This is a genomic window from Kribbia dieselivorans NBRC 106261 (assembly GCF_001552435.1).
GTDB lineage: Bacteria > Actinomycetota > Actinomycetes > Actinomycetales > Dermatophilaceae > Kribbia > Kribbia dieselivorans.
In genome coordinates this window covers 1-15,921 of record NZ_BCRE01000107.1, presented here as the reverse complement: position 1 = coordinate 15,921, position 15,921 = coordinate 1, and the positions used below count along the sequence as shown (strand labels likewise).

Here is a 15,921-nt window from a genome sequence, read left to right as displayed (position 1 = left end):
GCGGGGTGGGGGCGGGGCGCGGCGGGGTTACATCAGCGACCGTGGTACGGGCGCAGCCCATCGGCCGGAACGTTGCCGAACCGCCCGGACTGGAAGTCGTGCATGGCCTGCTGGATCTCCTCACGGGTGTTCATGACGAACGGCCCGTACTGCACGACCGGCTCACGGATCGGCTGACCGCCGAGCACGAGCACCTCCAGGGTCGGCTCGTGGCTGTCCTGGCTCTCGTCGGCAGTGATCGTCAGCCGCTGCCCGGCGCCGGTGACGGCCAACTGGCCCTTGTGCACCGCAGCGCCCTCGGTCCCGACGGAGCCTCGTCCGGCGAGCACATAGACCAGGCCGTTGAAGTCCTCGCGCCAGGGCAGGGACACCGAGTGCCCCGGTTGGATCGTCGTGTGCGACATCGTGATCGGCGTGTACGTCGATCCGGGCCCGGCGTGACCACCGATCTCGCCGGCGATGATGCGCACGAGCGCGCCGGCATCGGCTGACGACACGAGCGTGACGTGGCCGCCCTCGAGGTTCTGGTACTTGGGCGTGAGGAACTTGTCGACCGCGGGCAGGTTGACCCACAGCTGGATGCCGTGGAACAGGCCGCCGCTGTCGACGAGCTCGGCGGGCGGCGTCTCGATGTGCAACACACCCGACCCCGCGGTCATCCACTGCGTCGCGCCGTCGGTGATCATGCCGCCGCCACCGTGCGAATCCTGGTGCTGGAAGCGGCCGTCCATGATGTAGGTGACCGTCTCGAAACCGCGGTGCGGGTGCCAATCGGTACCACGCGCTTCTCCGGGTTGGTATTCGACCTCACCCATCTGGTCCATGTGGATGAACGGGTCCAGGGCCTGCGCGGAGACGCCGGCGAAGGCGCGGCGCACCGGGAACCCCTCACCCTCGAACCCGCCGGGCGCGGTGGCCACGCCGATGACGCGGCGCTCGGTCTCCGTCGGCTCCGGGGCGTCGAGGCGCGGCAACGTCAGGGTGTCTGCGGTCACGGCAGGCATGTCGTTCTCCTTCATCGTCGGTGGCAATCGGTACCTGACCAGCATGACACCAACAAGTTCGATTTTCAACTAAATAGCGGAGCTCCGTCGCCCCGAGTTGGGTTTCGCTCCCCCGGTGAGGACAATGGAGGCTTGTGCGCCCACACCCGGGGCGACGACGTCGACGACAGGAGGCACCCATGCCGGTGAACATCCCTCACGACCTGCCCGCCCGCAGGACGCTGATGTCGGAGAACGTCTTCGTCATGTCCGACGAACGCGCCACGCACCAGGACATCCGCCCGCTGCGCATCCTCATCGTCAACCTCATGCCGACCAAGATCGACACCGAGACGCAACTGCTGCGCCTGCTCGGCAACACTCCCCTGCAGCTGCAGGTGACGTTCATGCACATGGCCTCCCACGAGTCGCGCAACACCCCGCGTGAGCACCTCGAGGCGTTTTACACGACGTTCGACGAGGTCCGTGACCAGACCTTCGACGGCATGATCATCACCGGAGCGCCGATCGAGCTCCTCGAGTTCGAGGAGGTCACCTACTGGGACGAGTTGTGCGAGGTGATGGACTGGTCGGCGACCAACGTCTTCTCGACGCTGCACATCTGTTGGGGCGCCCAGGCGGCCATGTACCGCCACTACGGCATCCCGAAGTTCGAGCTGCCCTCGAAGCTGACCGGGGTCTTCGACCACCGCCTGATCAACCCCAAGGCGAAGATCGTCTCCGGTTTCGACCGCCACTTCCCCGCGCCGCACTCGCGCTACACAGGCAACGACCCGGACATCATCGAGGCGACCGAGGGCATCGAGTTGCTGGCGTTCTCGGAGGAGGCCGGGGCATACCTGGCGGCCAGCACCGACATGCGGTTCCTCTTCGTCACCGGCCACCCCGAGTACGACGGTGAGACCCTGCGGGCGGAGTACCAGCGCGACCTGGCCAAGGGGCCCGGTGCGGTGATGCCGAAGCACTACTTCCCCAACGACGATCCGGCCGCCGTGCCGCGACCGACGTGGCGGGCACACGCGTTCCTGCTCTACGCGAACTGGTTGAACTACTACGTCTACCAGCGCACCCCGTTCCAGCTCGAGCAGATTCCGACCGCCATCACGGTCCCGCCGACCGTCGAGGACTGAGCCCCATGCGCCTCGGAGTGCGCGAGCTGCTGTGGCAGCCGTCGCGCTTCGGGGTGCTGGTGGGGCTGGCCGCGCTGCTGTCCTCCTTCGGGCCGGCGCTCATCCCCCGAGGTTGGTTGGTCCAGGCGGTGGTCGGGGGTGTGACCGGGTCGCTCGGGTATGCGATCGGAGCGGTGTTGGCCAGGTTCGTCCCGTGGCTGCTGGGGCGGTTGGGGGTGCGGGTCGTCGTCGCCCCGACCACTGCGGTGTGGGCGCGGCGGATCGTCGTTCTCGGCGCCATCGTCGCGGTGCCCGTGGCCTGGTGGGTCACGCTGCGGTGGCATCGCTGGACCGCCGAGATGGTGGGCATGCCGCCCAACACCGCCCGGGAACACGCGAAGTCCATGGCGCTGGCCGTCGTGCTGGCCGTGCTGTTCGTGCTCGCCGGTCGTGGTCTGGTGGCGTTGGTGGTGCTGCTCGGGCGATGGCTCGATCGGGTGCTCCCCCGGGTCGTGGCCTATGTCCTGGCGTTCGTGCTCGTCGTCGGGCTGCTCGTCTGGGGCACGAACTCGGTGCTGTGGCGCGGCACGCTCGAGGCGTTCGCCCGCTCCGGAGCGGCGTTGAACGACACCACTCCCGAGGGTCTGGTCGCGCCGACGTCGCCGTTCCGCTCGGGGTCGCCCACGGCCACCCAGTCGTGGGACCAGCTGGGACATTTCGGTCGGCAGTTCGTCTCCCGCGGCCCGTCGGCCGCCGACATCACGGCAGCCACCGGCGTTCCGGCGGTCGATCCGGTGCGGGTGTACGCCGGGCTGGATGACACCGACGGGCTCGACGACGCCCTCGACATCGTCGCCACCGAGATGGAACGCACCGGAGCGCTGGACCGCGACGTCGTCGTGCTCATCACCACGACGGGCAACGGGTGGATCGATGAGTACAACGTCGCGGCGATCGAGTACCTGACCGGCGGTGACAGCGCCACGATCGGATGCAGTACTCCTACCTGCCCAGCGCCGTGGCCTTCGTGGCCGACTGGAACACCCCGCAGCGCGTCGGTCGTGAACTGCTGACCCGCGTCGAGTCGATGATCGCCCAGCGCCCCGCCGGTGAGCGGCCGAAGCTCTACGTCTCCGGAGAATCGCTCGGCGCGTTCGGTGGTCAGGCGGCCTTCTCGAGCCCGCAGGACATGCTGACGCGGGTCGACGGCGCGGTGTGGATCGGCGGGCCCAGCTTCACTCCCCTGTGGCAGCAGGTGACGGCGTCACGGCACCGGGCTTCGCCCGAGGTCGCGCCGGTCATCGACAGCGGCCGGCAGATCCGGTTCATGTCACAGCCGGATGATCTGCGGCGTGATGTCTACGGCCGGGTGTACGGCGGGTGGGAGTTCCCGCGGGTCGTGTACCTGCAGCACCCCTCCGATCCCATCGTCTGGTGGAACCCGTCGGTGGTCTTCTCCGAACCGAAGTGGATCGCCGAACAGGCCGGCCACGACGTGAATCCGCGGCTCCGGTGGGTGCCGGTCGTGACCTTCTGGCAGCTCGTCGGGGACATGGTGGTCAGCACCGACACCCTTTCCGGGCACGGCCATGTCTACGAGGACGAGATGGTGCCGGCCTGGAATCAGGTGCTCAACACCCATTCCGACCGGATCGCCCAGATCACCGCGGCCATTCGCAACTCCCTGCCGTAGCGCATCGGCCCGGCCGAACGACGCTCCGCCCTGGGCCCGGACCCACGATGGGGCCCAGACATTCTCGGGCCCAGAGGCTCATCCGCCGGCATCCCTCCCCCTGTGAGCATGAACGTGACGTTCCGGGGGAACGGATTGGAGTGGTGATGAGACACAGATGTTGGCCGACCCGGCGGGACCGTGGTCAGGGGACGCTGGAATACATCGCGATGATCATCGCGGCGGCGCTGGTCGCCGTCGCGGTCATCATCGGCGCGGGCAGCGCCGGGTTCGGCACGACGTTCGCCGACAATGTCTGCAAGGTGCTTCAGACCGACTGCGGCACGGCTGCACCCGGGGGCGGTGAGGAGAACGAGAACACGCCGTTCCAGGCCGGGGGCATGGGCGCCGAGGGCGAGGACCCCGGCGCGAACGTCCAGTACCCACCGGGCCTCGACCCCAACTCCGACGTCGCCAAGGAACTCGCGTCGACGGAACGCGGACGTCGCATTCTGCAGTGGCTGCACGACAACGGCATCGTGGTCATCGTCGATCCCAACGCCCAGGGCGCGTGGTACTCCGGCGGCACCATCGTGCTGGGCAAGGGCTACGTCGATCCATCGACGATCATCCACGAGGCCAACCACGCCTATTACGACAAGAACGGGAAGAACCCCAACGTCACCACGGACTCACGAGAGACCTACGTGAACTCCCTGGTCGACCAGGAGACCGAGTCGGTGTGGCTTGAAGTGCAGGCGGCCAAGGAGTACCGCGCAAACAACCCGAACGTGAAGGTGTCCCAGGCCGAGGAGAACTACGACAGCGCCTATCAGAACGCCTACCAGCAGGCTCGGGCGAACGGCGCCAGTCATGCGGAGGCCCAAACCGCCGGAGACAACGCCGGTCGGGCCCGGATCCGCCAGATGTTCACCAACGGAGAAGTCGTGACCTCGACGACCGGTCAGACGTACGAGGAGTACTACGGCAGCTTCTGGGACACCCACCACTGATGGCCGACACCGTGACACTCTTCTCGCAGGCACGCCAGAACCACCCAGGGGGTAGTCGATGATTCAGAAACTCAGCACGCGTGTTCGCGTGACCGCCGTGGCCGGGATCGCGCTCGGTGCCGTGCTGCTCACCGGCTGCGGCAGCGCCAGCGATGCGAATACCAGCTCAGGTGGGACGACGACCACGAGCTCGAGTACCTCGACCTCGTCCCAACCAGCCTCAGGAGACCCCGTGATCGACCGACTGCGCACCGCTCTCGACGCCGGCACGTTCGGCGGGGTGCTGGCCCGCAGCGAAGGCGCGACCGCCTCGAAGATGCCGGTAGCCGGCACCGACGAGTGGACGGTCTACGACCTGCGCAGCTCCGGCGGTGGGCACCCGCAGCGGCTGATCGTGGCGCTGGACAAGGGCGACAGGGCGCTCGTGCTCAGCGGCAACCCGGACAACGTCTCGACGCTCTTCGCGAGCAGCGCACCGACGACCGCCGCCGCGGCCGCGAAGCGCGCCAGTGAGTTCCTCGAGCTCGGCCGGGTCATGTCCACCCTGTCGTACCAGGTCGACTCGACGCGCGACATTCGGTGGCTGAAGACCATGAACGCCGATCAGAAAAACGTGCGCGACGAGGTCGAGGCCAAGGACGGCAAGGACATCGCGCCGCCGAAGGCCACGCCCGCGGGCAACGGCTGGAAGGTGGTCGTCTGGCGGGTCGAGCAGGATGTGCTGCAGCGCCACGACGTGACGATCACGGCCGACGGCGTGCTCTCGGACCGCGTCACGGAGGTGCGCACGACACTGCCGGTGGTCCTCGGCGTCTGAGCGGCGACCGCGGGCGGGCGCCCTCTGCAGGTGTGACGGAACGGCCACTGGCCCCGGGATCTCCCGGGGCCAGTGGCCGTTCCGTCACACCGACCTGGCGATCAGCTGCAGCCGGAGGTGGAGCCGCAGCCCTCGCAGACGTAGCAGGAGCCGGCCGGGCGCATCTTCGTCCCACAGGTCAGGCACATCGGCGCGTCGGCCGTGGCGCCCTGGAAGCGCTCCATGAGCTCGGCGCTGGAGTGGATCTCTGCGTCCACCTTCCGGGCCGACGCTGCGCCGCTGCCGGTGTGGTCGATGACCACGGGCTTCGGCTCCGGCTTCGGCTCGGCCTTGGGCGTGGTCGCCGCCGACTGGCTGTAGGTCGCCAGCTCGTCGGCGAGGTCCTCGTCCTCGGCGTCACCGACCGGCGCGTACGAACCGGTCTCGAGCTGACGGGCCCGCTCGTCGGCGGTGTGGATGCCCATGAAGCTGCGGGTGTCGAAGTCGAGGTAGTCCAGCGCCAGGCGGCGGAAGACGTAGTCCATGATCGACTGCGCCATACGCACATCCGGGTCGTCGGTCAGACCGGCCGGCTCGAAGCGCAGGTTGGTGAACTTCTCGACGAAGGTCTCCAACGGCACGCCGTACTGCAGACCGATCGAGACCGCGATCGAGAAGGCGTCCATGACACCGGCCAGGGTCGAACCCTGCTTGCCGAACTTGAGGAAGATCTCGCCGAGCTGACCCTCCGGGTACGTGCCGGCGGTGAGGTAGCCCTCGGCACCGCCGACGGCGAACGAGGTGGTCTGCGAGGTGCGACGCTTCGGCAGTCGCGTGCGCACCGGGCGGTACTCGACGACCTTCTCGACCTTGACCTCGGCCGCAGCCGCGTCGGAGGCCTTCTTGTCCGTGGCGGTGGACCCACCGTCGGACAGCGGCTGGCCCACCTTGCAGTTGTCGCGGTAGACGGCCAGCGCCTTCAGGCCGAGCTTCCAGCCCTGCATGTAGACGTCGGCGATGTCCTCGACCGTGGCGGTCTCGGGCAGGTTGACCGTCTTGGAGATGGCACCGGAGAGGAACGGCTGCACCGCGGCCATCATCCGCACGTGGCCCATGCCCGAGATGGCGCGCTGGCCCATGGCGGTGTCGAAGACCTCGTAGTGCTCCGGCTTGAGACCCGGAGCGTCGACGACGTGCCCCTTGTCGGCGATGTACTCGACGATCGCCTCGATGGTCTCCTCGGCGTAACCGAGCGTGCGCAGTGCCCGCGGGATCGTCAGGTTGACGATCTGCATGGAGCCACCACCGACGAGCTTCTTGAACTTGACCAGCGAGAAGTCCGGCTCGATGCCGGTGGTGTCGCAGTCCATCATGAAGCCGATCGTGCCGGTCGGCGCGAGCAGCGAGGCCTGCGCGTTGCGGAACCCGTTCTTCTCACCGATCGCGACGACGTCGGCCCACGCGGCGGTCGCGGCGTCGTGGATCGCGGCATCCATCGAGTCGAGGGTGCGGATCGAGTCGTTCGCGGCCTGGTGCTTGCGCATGACGCGCTTGTGGGCGTCGGCGTTGCGGGCGTACCCGTTGTACGTGCCGACGACCCCGGCGAGTTCGGCCGAGCGACGGTACGCCGCTCCGGTCATGAGGGAGGTCAGCGCGGCGGCCAGGGAGCGGCCGCCCTCGGAGTCGTAGCCGTGGCCGGTGGCCATGAGCAGCGCGCCGAGGTTGGCGTACCCGATGCCGAGCTGGCGGTAGTCGCGGGTCGTCTGGCCGATCGCCTCGGTCGGGAAGTCCGCGAAGCAGATCGAGATGTCCATGGCGGTGAAGACCAGCTCGGTGACCTTCTCGTAGGTCTCGACGTCGAACGTGCCGTCCTCACGCAGGAACTTCAGGAGGTTCAGCGACGCGAGGTTGCACGAGGAGTTGTCCAGCGACATGTACTCCGAGCACGGGTTGGACGCGGTGATGCGGCCCGTCTCGGGGTTGGTGTGCCAGTCGTTGATGGTGTCGTCGTACTGCACACCGGGGTCGGCGCACTCCCATGCGGCCTTGGCGATCTTCTGCCAGAGGTTGCGGGCGTCGATCTCCTCGATGACCTCACCGGTCATGCGGGCACGCAGACCGAAGTTCGTGCCCTCCTCGACGGCGTGCATGAACTCATCGGTGACGCGCACCGAGTTGTTGGCGTTCTGGTACTGGACCGAGACGATGTCCTTGCCGCCGAGGTCCATGTCGAAGCCGGCGTCGCGCAGCGCGCGGATCTTGTCCTCCTCGCGCGCCTTGGTCTCGACGAACTCCTCGATGTCGGGGTGGTCGACGTCGAGGACGACCATCTTGGCCGCGCGGCGGGTCGCGCCACCGGACTTGATCGTGCCGGCGGAGGCGTCGGCGCCGCGCATGAAGGAGACCGGGCCGGAGGCGGTGCCACCGGAGGAGAGGAGTTCCTTGGACGAGCGGATGCGCGAGAGGTTCAGGCCCGCGCCCGAGCCGCCCTTGAAGATGAACCCCTCTTCCTTGTACCAGTTGAGGATCGAGTCCATGGAGTCGTCGACCGAGAGGATGAAGCAGGCGCTGACCTGCTGCGGGCTCTTGGTGCCGACGTTGAACCACACCGGGGAGTTGAACGCGAAGATCTGGTGGAGCAGCGCGTACGTCAGCTCGTGCTCGAAGATCTCCGCGTCGTCATCAGAGGCGAAGTAGCCGTGCTCCTTGCCGGCCTGGGTGTAGGTCAGGACGACGCGATCGATGAGCTGCTTCAGACCGGCCTCGCGCTGCGGCGTGCCGACCGCGCCACGGAAGTACTTCGTGGTGACGATCGTCGAGGCGTTGACCGACCAGAAGTCGGGGAACTCGACGTCGCGCTGCTCGAAGATCGTCTCGCCGGTCTTCCAGTTGGTCTGGACGACGTCGCGCTTCTCCCACGTCACCTCGTCGTACGGGTGGACGCCCGCAGTGGTGTGGATGCGTTCGATGCGGATGCCCTTGCGCGCCGGCTTTCGGGTGGAGCGCTTCGCGGTTTCGGTCATGCCCGGGTCCTCTCCCTGGTGAGGTTGGATGTGTTCGAGGTTGTGGCGGTGTTCTAGGTGTTCGCAGTGGTCGCTGAGGGGTTCGCCTCATCGGCACCCGATGGGGTCGGCGCCTCCTCAACCCGAAGAAGGGCGATGGCGCCCTCGAAGTCCTCCAGCGTGTCGAAGGCCTGGTAGACGGATGCAAACCGCAGGTAGGCCACGACGTCGAGCTCGCGCAGCGGCCCGAGAATGGCCATGCCCACCTCGTGCGCCTCGATCTCGGCATGCCCCTGTGCGCGGATCGACTCCTCGACCCGCTGTGCCAGCCGAGCAAGCTGATCCTCGGTCACCGGTCGCCCTTGGCACGCCTTGCGCACCCCGACCAGGACCTTGTTGCGACTGAAGGGCTCCGTCGCTCCCGACCGCTTGACGACCGTCAGGCTGGCGGTCTCGACGGTGGTGAAACGACGGCCGCACTCGGGGCACTGCCGACGGCGGCGGATGGCGCTGCCGTCGTCGGTCGCACGCGAGTCGATGACCCGGGAGTCAGTGTGGCGACAGAAGGGACAGTGCATGACGCTCGGCTCCTCTCAAGGCGGTGCCTGTGGATGAATCGGTGGGTGAAGCTGGGGACAAGGTGGGGAAAACCCGCTCGCCCTGTGTACTAGATGTGGATGAACTACATCTGTGTAACCACTAGATGTAGTGACGATTAGACAACATTGCCACTACCGATGCAACGCTCCAGCCGCTCCAATTCATTCGTGCAGGTCAGCGGCCCGACACACCCGACACGCTGTCTGACACACCGCACGACACACCCGCTCAACACAGAGCGACGCCGACCACCGAGGAGGGGTGGCCGGCGCCGCCGAGGCCCGGGCCGGGTCGAGGAGCCCGGGAGAACGTCGCCGCCTCGGCCCCGACGGCCGTGGCGGTCACCTCACCTCAGCGCGGGATGACCAGGCGCTGCCCGGCCGTCACCTGGGCACTGGTGAGGTTGTTGGCCACCTGCAGGCGCACCACGCCATCGGCGATCGACGCGTCGGGCAGCTGCACCGCCGCGATCTCCGACAGCGTCTGACCCGGCTCGACGGTGATCTGCTGCTGCGCCGTGGCGGACCCACCGACGTATGCGACGAGGCCCAGAGCCAACGCGGCCATCACCACGGCCACCAGCGCAGCACGCAGCAGTCGGCCGCGCCGCGTGAGGCGAACAACCGGCGCCGAAGCCGGCGCACCGAGTTCGGGCACCAGTCGCAGATGCGGGCGGCGCGCCGTCGGCGTCGCGGTGTCCAGGTCCCACGCCACTGCACTCATCACGATCTCCATTCGATCCGGGTCGAAACTCTGTTCGACATCATGTCTAGCACGCCTGTTCGATCCATGGCAAGGGGGGTCTCGAACAGATGTTTGATATCTGCGGCGACGCCCCATAGGATGTCCATGGAGAGAGCACATCAGGAGCCACCGACAACGTTTGGGGATCGGCGTTCCACAACGGCGTCGGAGGGCAGCCCGCAAGGGCGGAGTGGAGGGTCGAGCATGGGTCGGTACCGAGAAGGTCACGAGGACAACGTCAGGCACCTGCCGGAGCGCGATCGCGGTGACGGGCAGTTGACCGTGCGCCAGCAGAAGGTGCTCGATGTGATCCGCAACTCCGTCGACCGTCGTGGCTACCCGCCGAGCCTGCGCGAGATCGGCGAGCAGGTGGGCCTGACCTCACCGAGCTCGGTCGCCCATCAACTGTCCTCCCTCGAGCGCAAGGGGTACCTGCGCCGCGACCCCAACCGGCCGCGCGCCATCGAGGTGATCTCTCCCGACACCCCCAGCAAGGACCCCGGGTACCGGGGGCACGCCTCGGCTGGGCGCGCCTCGTCTGACGCACCGACCGACATTCGCGGTTACCGCGGCGGAGCCTCCCCCACCGACGCCGATGTCGAGATCGACCTGACCGGCATCGGTGACCACCAGCCGGCCGCCACCTACGTGCCCGTTCTCGGCCGGATCGCCGCCGGCGTGCCCATCACGGCGGAGGAGAGCGTCGAGGACGTCTTCCCGCTCCCGCGCCAGATCGTCGGCGAGGGGCAACTCTTCCTGCTCAAGGTCAGCGGCGACTCGATGATCGACGCGGCGATCTGCGACGGCGACTGGGTCGTCGTGCGACAGCAGGCGACCGCCGAGAACGGCGACATCGTCGCCGCGATGCTCAACGACGAGGCGACCGTCAAGACGTTCAAGCGGATCGACGGGCGTGTCTGGCTCCTGCCGCACAACATCGAGTACATGCCGATCGACGGCACCCACGCGACCATCCTGGGCAAGGTCACGGCCGTCCTGCGACGCATCTGACGCCCGACGTCGATCGGTTCGGCGCCGCCTCCTCAGACCTGGTGCAACCGGGTTGGGCGAGGCGGCGCCGTCACGAGGTCGGCCAGGCGCGGTAGGTGCATGGCCAACTCACCATCGATGCGATGCGTGACGAGGTCGTCGCCGCGGGTCGGCCCACGCGTGATGACGACGACGGGGATCTGCCGCGCCGCCGCCCGCTTGACGAACCGCAGCCCGGACATGACCTGCAACGACGACCCGATCACCAACAGTGCCGGAGCGTCGTCGGTCAGGGCGAAGCAGTGCGCCACCCGGTCCCGCGGCACGCTCTCCCCGAAGAACACGACGTCGGGCTTGAGGGTGTCGGCTCCACAGGACAGACACGTGGGAGCGGTGAAGCGCTCGACGTCCAGCGCCTCGAGCGCCACATCGCCATCGGGGCGGATCTCGTCGGTCTCGACCGCATAGTCGGGGTTCGCCGCCGCCATCCGGTCATCGAGCGTGGCCCGGTCGGTGCGGTCCCCGCAGGTCAGGCAGACAACCCGGGTCAGGGTGCCGTGCAACTCGGTGACGTGGTCGGTCCCGGCCCGCTGATGCAATCCGTCCACGTTCTGCGTGATGACGTGCCCCACCGCCCCCGCCTGCTGCAGCGCGGTCACGGCGCGATGACCGGAGTTCGGGGCGGCCTGATGGAATCGCTTCCACCCAACGTAGGCGCGGGCCCAGTACCGCTGTCGGGCAGCCGGATCGCGGACGAACTCGCCGTACTCCATCGGGCGGACACGCCGGGTGCCGTCCGGACCGCGGTAGTCGGGAATGCCCGAATCCGTGGAGATTCCGGCGCCGCTGAGCACCAGCGCGGGCGCTCGACGGAGCAGTGTGGCGATCTCCTCAATCACCACGTCATTATGCGGGACGACACGCCCGGGTAAACTGAGACCGATGATCGATTCGGGAGCCCTTCGGGTGATCAAGGCCATCTCCGACGAAGGCAGTTTCACGGCCGCGGCGGCAGTCCTTGGTCTGACTCAGCCTGCCGTTTCACAGATGGTCCGGCGCCTTGAACAGCGCACCGGCACGGCCCTGGTCGAGAAGGCCGGGCGGTCGGTGCGGTTGACCGAGGCGGGACAGGTTCTGGCGAGGTACGCCGAGTCCGTGCTCAGCGCGATCGAGGCCGCCGAGGACGAGGTCTCCGCGATCGCCGGGCTGCGTGCTGGGCGCGTCCGCCTCATGGCCTTCCCCAGTTCGTCGGCCTCCCTCGTGCCGCGGGCGCTGGTCAAGTTGCGCGAGCGCCACCCCGGTGTCCAGGTTTCCTTCGTCGAGGCCGAGCCGCGGGAGTCGATCACGGCACTGCGCAACGGTGACTGTGACGTCGTGGTCGCCTTCAGCTACGCCGGGATGCCGCCGACGCGCGAGGAGGAACTCGATGGCCTCGTGGTGTACAAGCTTATGGACGAGGACATGAAGGTGGCGCTCCCGCCGACGCACCCCCTGGCCACGACCGACGTCGTGGACCTCAAGGACCTCGCGGAGGACCCGTGGATCGCCGGCTGTCCGAAGTGTCGCGGGCACCTGGTTCAGATGGCCCACAAAGCCGGGTTCTCCCCCGACGTCGCCTTCGAGACCGAGGACTACACCGCCGTACTGGGCTTCGTCTCACAGGGCTTGGGCGTGGCGTTGCTGCCGGATCTCATCCTGCGCGAGGCGTCCAACCCGAATGTCGTGCCGGTGGCGACGAAGCAGGAGTCGACCCGGTCCATCCACGTCGTGTCCACCCCCGACCTGGAGCGGGTGCCGGCAGTCAAGGCGGCCATAGCGGCCCTCATCGATGCCGCCGCCGACGCCGGGTGGCGCATCGACGAGTCCGACCCGGACTCGAACGAGACGGAGCAGCCCGTCCCCGCGACGTGACGATCTCCGTCCCCTGCGGGGTGGCCACCAGAGCCACATCACCGTTCTCGTCCGTACGGGTGGTACTCGACCCCACACTTTCCAGAAACGAGACATGTTCATCGGCCGGGTGCCCGAACTCGTTGTCGCGCCCGACGCTGATGACCGCCGCGGGTGCCGCCACCGTCGCCAGGAAGTCTGGGTCGTAGTTCGCGGAGCCGTGATGGGGCGTCTTGAGCAGGTCGAACGTGCCCGCCGAGGCGGCCAGGGCCGGGTCGCGGCGCAGTCTCGTCAGGATCATCCGCGCGGCTTCGCGCTCGACGTCGGCCGTGAGCAGAGCCCGCGCCCCGCCGGACTCCACGGCCAGGACGAGGCTGTTGTTGTTCGGGATCGACCCGGAGGTGATCCGCTGCGCCGGCCACCAGACCTGCGCGGTCGCCTCCCCGACCGTCAGGGTCGAGCCGACCGTGAGCACCTCGGCGACCAGCCCACGCTCGGCCAGCTCGCGATGCGTCTGCTCCGCCGACCAGGCCGGCTCCTGCTCCGGCGTCATGAACACCGGTCCGACCTCCCGGTTCGCCAGCGCTCCGGTCAGGCCGCGGACGTGGTCGTCGTGGAAGTGGGTCAGCACCAGGGCATCGAGGCGGGTGACGTGCAGTCTGCGCAGGCAACCGTCGATGAGCTCCGGGTCCGGGCCGGCGTCGACGAGCAGGGCGCGGCCGGGGCCGGTCGCGACGACGATCGCATCGCCCTGACCGACGTCGCAGACGACCACGCGCCACCCCGGCGGCGGCCATTCCGACGGCAGCGGCGCGACGACGTGGACCAGCCCCGCGGCGGCGGTCACCCCGGCCACGGCACTTACCGCCACCGGGCGCCGGGCCGCCCCACGGCCCACCCGGTGTCCCACCCACGGCGCCATCAGCACCCCCAGCACGGTCAGGCCAGCCAGCAGCCACGCTCCCGGGGGACCGTCCGGCCACGGCAACGTCCCACCCGGCACCGACTCCGCAATCCGGGCCACCCGACCGATCGCCCAGGCCGGCACGCCGGGGACCCACGCCACCCACGTCGACGCGCGATGGTTCAGCAACGCGACCATGGCCGTGGCCAGGCCGCCGATGGTGGCTGGAGCGACGAACGGCGCGGCCACGAGGTTCGCGGCGATGCTGATGAGGCTCACCGATCCCTGGAGCAGGACCACGACCGGAGCCGTCGTCAGGTGGGCCGCCACCGGGATGGCGAGCGCCGGGCCGACCCAGGTCAGCCGCTCCCCCACCTGTGGCACGACCCGTCGGATCGCCGTATTGACCGCCTCTCCCCATGGCCGCACGAAGAGCAGGAGCCCCAGCGTCGCCAGGGACGACAGCGCGAACCCATACGAACGGCTCAACCACGGGTCATACACGAGGAGCAGCACGATGGCCGCGGCCAGCACCGGTGCGCCGGCGCCGCGGCGGGACGCACTGAGCCCGATGACGCCGATCGCGCCCATCGTCGCCGCCCGGATGACACTGGGCTCCGGCCGTGCCAGCACGACGAACCAGGCCAACAGGGCGAGCGCGAACCAGGGCCGCACCCGTCGCGGGAGGCCGAACAGGCGGGCCAGTCCGATGGCCCAGACGAGGACGAGCGAGACGTTCGAGCCCGACACCGCCGACAGGTGCGACATGCCGGTGGCCAACATCGCCTCGGTCAGGTCGGGCGGAGTGAGCGAGGTGTCACCGATGACCAATCCCGGCACGAGGCCCTGGGCGTCGGGCGGCAGCCCACCGACGGCTGCCCGCAGCCCGGACCGCATATGTTCAGCGGCCGCCCGCGCCGGGTCGGGCTCACCGATGAGCGTCGCCTCGCCATGTGCGCGCAGCGCGGCCAGGAATTCGCCGGGATCGGTCAGCGGCCCCAACCGCCCACGGGCCTGGATGCGGTCGCGCCAGTGGAGCGCCGCCCAGGACTCGTCCGCGAACACGAGCACCGGGGTGCGCACGGTGGTGGTCTGACCGCGGCCGGTGACCTGGTCGATGCGAACGCGCACGATGGCCATCCGCGTGCCGCGCTTCGGAACGGTGCGCAGGATGGGCTCGGCCAGGACCGTCGCCTCGATGCCGACGCTCGCGCGAGCCTCGGTCAGGTCCCCAACCGGACCGGCCATTCGGCTGGCTCCCTGCGCCGCCGACGCCGACACCGTCAGCACGGTCAGGAGCGCCGTCGCGGCCGTCCATACCGCCACCGACCGACATCTGGGGCGCGAGCCGCTCGCTATGAGCGCCACCGCCACGACGAGACCGAGGGCCGCCGTCATGCCGGCCAACCGCGCCTTGTCGCCCGGCGCCCACACGATCGTCGTGGCCGTCACTGCCCACGCCACCGCCGCCGGGAGCAGCAGACGCAGATCGATGGTCGGGATCGACCGATCGAGATGGTTCACACCCGCACCTTCGGGGAGATCTGTGCATACAACTTCTCGCCGATCCCGGTGACCTCCTGCAGTTCCTCGACCGCAGTGAACCGCCCCTGCTGGGTCCGCCATTCGATGATCCGCTCGGCCAGAACGGGGCCGATTCCCGGCAGCTCCTCGAGCATGGACTGATCGGCGGCGTTGAGGTCGACCAGTGCTCCACCGGCACCTCCCGCATCCGATCCTCCGGCCGATCCCCCGGAGTTCGAAGCCCCGGAGTTCGGCGCTGCCACCGGCACGCCGGGTTTGGGCACGACGATCTGCTGCCCGTCGGAGACGACCTGGGCGAGGTTGATAGCCGCCGTGTCGGCCGGTGACTTCACGCCGCCGGCCTTCTCGATCGCATCGGCCACCCGGTCCGTCGCGGCCAGCGTGACGATCCCGGGTCTGCGCACCTGCCCGGTGACGTGCACGACGACCTTGCCCCCGGCCCCAGGTGCCCCCGCGGCCGCTCCCGGTGGCGAGGCGGAGCCCGGTTCGCCCGGGGAACCCTTTCCGCCTACCCCTGCCGTCGGCGAACCTCCTGACACCGCGACCTCACCGGCCGCGTCCGACCTCTCGTCGCCGGCCGCGCCCGCCTTCGCGGGCCGCTGACTCGCGGCTCCGGTCGCGGCGTGGGGCACGCTGGCCCGCTGAGCAAGCC

At 68.9% G+C, this 15,921-nt stretch carries 12 protein-coding genes and 1 pseudogene; 6 read left to right on the top strand and 7 right to left on the bottom strand.

Annotation, left to right across the window (positions count from 1 at the left end; all coding sequences use genetic code 11):
- Positions 1 to 32: 32 nt before the first annotated feature.
- Positions 33 to 1,004, bottom strand: coding sequence for a pirin family protein (locus tag KD1_RS09790; protein ID WP_068401205.1), 972 nt, complete (start codon positions 1,002 to 1,004; stop codon positions 33 to 35).
- Between the two features lie 179 nt (positions 1,005 to 1,183).
- On the opposite strand from KD1_RS09790, the gene KD1_RS09785 reads away from it, so the two are divergent.
- From KD1_RS09785 to KD1_RS09765, 4 genes and pseudogenes are all read left to right on the top strand, one after another.
- Entirely contained in the window at positions 1,184 to 2,134 is a 951-nt protein-coding gene (locus KD1_RS09785) for a homoserine O-succinyltransferase (protein ID WP_068401202.1), read from the top strand.
- A gap of 5 nt (positions 2,135 to 2,139) precedes the next feature.
- Positions 2,140 to 3,806 (top strand): annotated as a pseudogene (locus KD1_RS17655) (alpha/beta hydrolase).
- A 209-nt stretch (positions 3,807 to 4,015) separates the two neighbouring features.
- Positions 4,016 to 4,798 carry a hypothetical protein gene (locus KD1_RS09770; RefSeq protein ID WP_068401193.1) on the top strand — a complete coding sequence of 261 codons (783 nt, stop codon included), beginning with the start codon at positions 4,016 to 4,018 and terminating at the stop codon, positions 4,796 to 4,798.
- Between the two features lie 232 nt (positions 4,799 to 5,030).
- Positions 5,031 to 5,615, top strand: a complete 585-nt coding sequence (locus KD1_RS09765; protein ID WP_068401190.1) for a hypothetical protein — start codon at positions 5,031 to 5,033, stop codon at positions 5,613 to 5,615.
- A 101-nt stretch (positions 5,616 to 5,716) separates the two neighbouring features.
- Here the strand turns inward: KD1_RS09765 and KD1_RS09760 are convergent, their stop codons facing one another.
- The 3 genes from KD1_RS09760 to KD1_RS09750 form a co-directional block, all read right to left on the bottom strand.
- Entirely contained in the window at positions 5,717 to 8,617 is a 2,901-nt protein-coding gene (locus KD1_RS09760) for a vitamin B12-dependent ribonucleotide reductase (protein WP_068401185.1), read from the bottom strand.
- A 53-nt stretch (positions 8,618 to 8,670) separates the two neighbouring features.
- Complete coding sequence (gene nrdR / locus KD1_RS09755) at positions 8,671 to 9,174, bottom strand: transcriptional regulator NrdR (protein ID WP_068401181.1); 504 nt, start codon at positions 9,172 to 9,174, stop codon at positions 8,671 to 8,673.
- Between the two features lie 373 nt (positions 9,175 to 9,547).
- Positions 9,548 to 9,919: a LysM peptidoglycan-binding domain-containing protein gene (locus KD1_RS09750; protein WP_068401208.1), complete on the bottom strand. Its 372-nt coding sequence runs from the start codon at positions 9,917 to 9,919 to the stop codon at positions 9,548 to 9,550.
- Positions 9,920 to 10,144: 225 nt separating this feature from the next.
- Here KD1_RS09750 and lexA point away from each other — a divergent pair, with 225 nt between their 5' ends.
- Entirely contained in the window at positions 10,145 to 10,951 is an 807-nt protein-coding gene (gene lexA / locus KD1_RS09745; protein ID WP_068401177.1) for a transcriptional repressor LexA, read from the top strand.
- 32 nt (positions 10,952 to 10,983) lie between these two features.
- Here lexA and KD1_RS09740 read toward each other — a convergent pair whose 3' ends face one another.
- Positions 10,984 to 11,829 (bottom strand): NAD-dependent protein deacetylase, encoded by an 846-nt coding sequence (locus KD1_RS09740; protein ID WP_068401175.1) that lies wholly within the window; start codon positions 11,827 to 11,829, stop codon positions 10,984 to 10,986.
- A gap of 43 nt (positions 11,830 to 11,872) precedes the next feature.
- Between KD1_RS09740 and KD1_RS09735 the strand changes: the two genes are divergently transcribed.
- A complete protein-coding gene (locus KD1_RS09735; RefSeq protein ID WP_068401172.1) occupies positions 11,873 to 12,841 on the top strand; it encodes a LysR family transcriptional regulator in 969 nt (322 codons plus the stop codon).
- On the opposite strand, the gene KD1_RS09730 is transcribed toward KD1_RS09735, so the two are convergent.
- Together KD1_RS09730 and KD1_RS09725 are read right to left on the bottom strand one after the other, a co-directional pair.
- Entirely contained in the window at positions 12,753 to 15,248 is a 2,496-nt protein-coding gene (locus KD1_RS09730; protein WP_245627349.1) for a ComEC/Rec2 family competence protein, read from the bottom strand. The two genes, KD1_RS09735 and KD1_RS09730, sit on opposite strands and share 89 nt — an antisense overlap.
- Positions 15,245 to 15,921, bottom strand: a 677-nt coding sequence (locus KD1_RS09725) for a ComEA family DNA-binding protein (RefSeq protein WP_245627348.1), incomplete at its 5' end; no start/stop codon positions are given. The genes KD1_RS09725 and KD1_RS09730, both read right to left, overlap by 4 nt.

Excerpts from the sequence above, each read along its gene's own strand:
- nrdR (WP_068401181.1), bottom strand. The coding sequence starts at position 9,174 with ATGCACTGTCCCTTCTGTCGCCACACTGACTCCCGGGTCATCGACTCG.
- KD1_RS09760 (WP_068401185.1), bottom strand. The coding sequence starts at position 8,617 with ATGACCGAAACCGCGAAGCGCTCCACCCGAAAGCCGGCGCGCAAGGGC.
- lexA (WP_068401177.1), top strand. The coding sequence starts at position 10,145 with ATGGGTCGGTACCGAGAAGGTCACGAGGACAACGTCAGGCACCTGCCG.
- KD1_RS09750 (WP_068401208.1), bottom strand. The coding sequence starts at position 9,919 with ATGAGTGCAGTGGCGTGGGACCTGGACACCGCGACGCCGACGGCGCGC.
- KD1_RS09770 (WP_068401193.1), top strand. The coding sequence starts at position 4,016 with ATGATCATCGCGGCGGCGCTGGTCGCCGTCGCGGTCATCATCGGCGCG.
- KD1_RS09735 (WP_068401172.1), top strand. The coding sequence starts at position 11,873 with ATGATCGATTCGGGAGCCCTTCGGGTGATCAAGGCCATCTCCGACGAA.
- KD1_RS09785 (WP_068401202.1), top strand. The coding sequence starts at position 1,184 with ATGCCGGTGAACATCCCTCACGACCTGCCCGCCCGCAGGACGCTGATG.
- KD1_RS09790 (WP_068401205.1), bottom strand. The coding sequence starts at position 1,004 with ATGCCTGCCGTGACCGCAGACACCCTGACGTTGCCGCGCCTCGACGCC.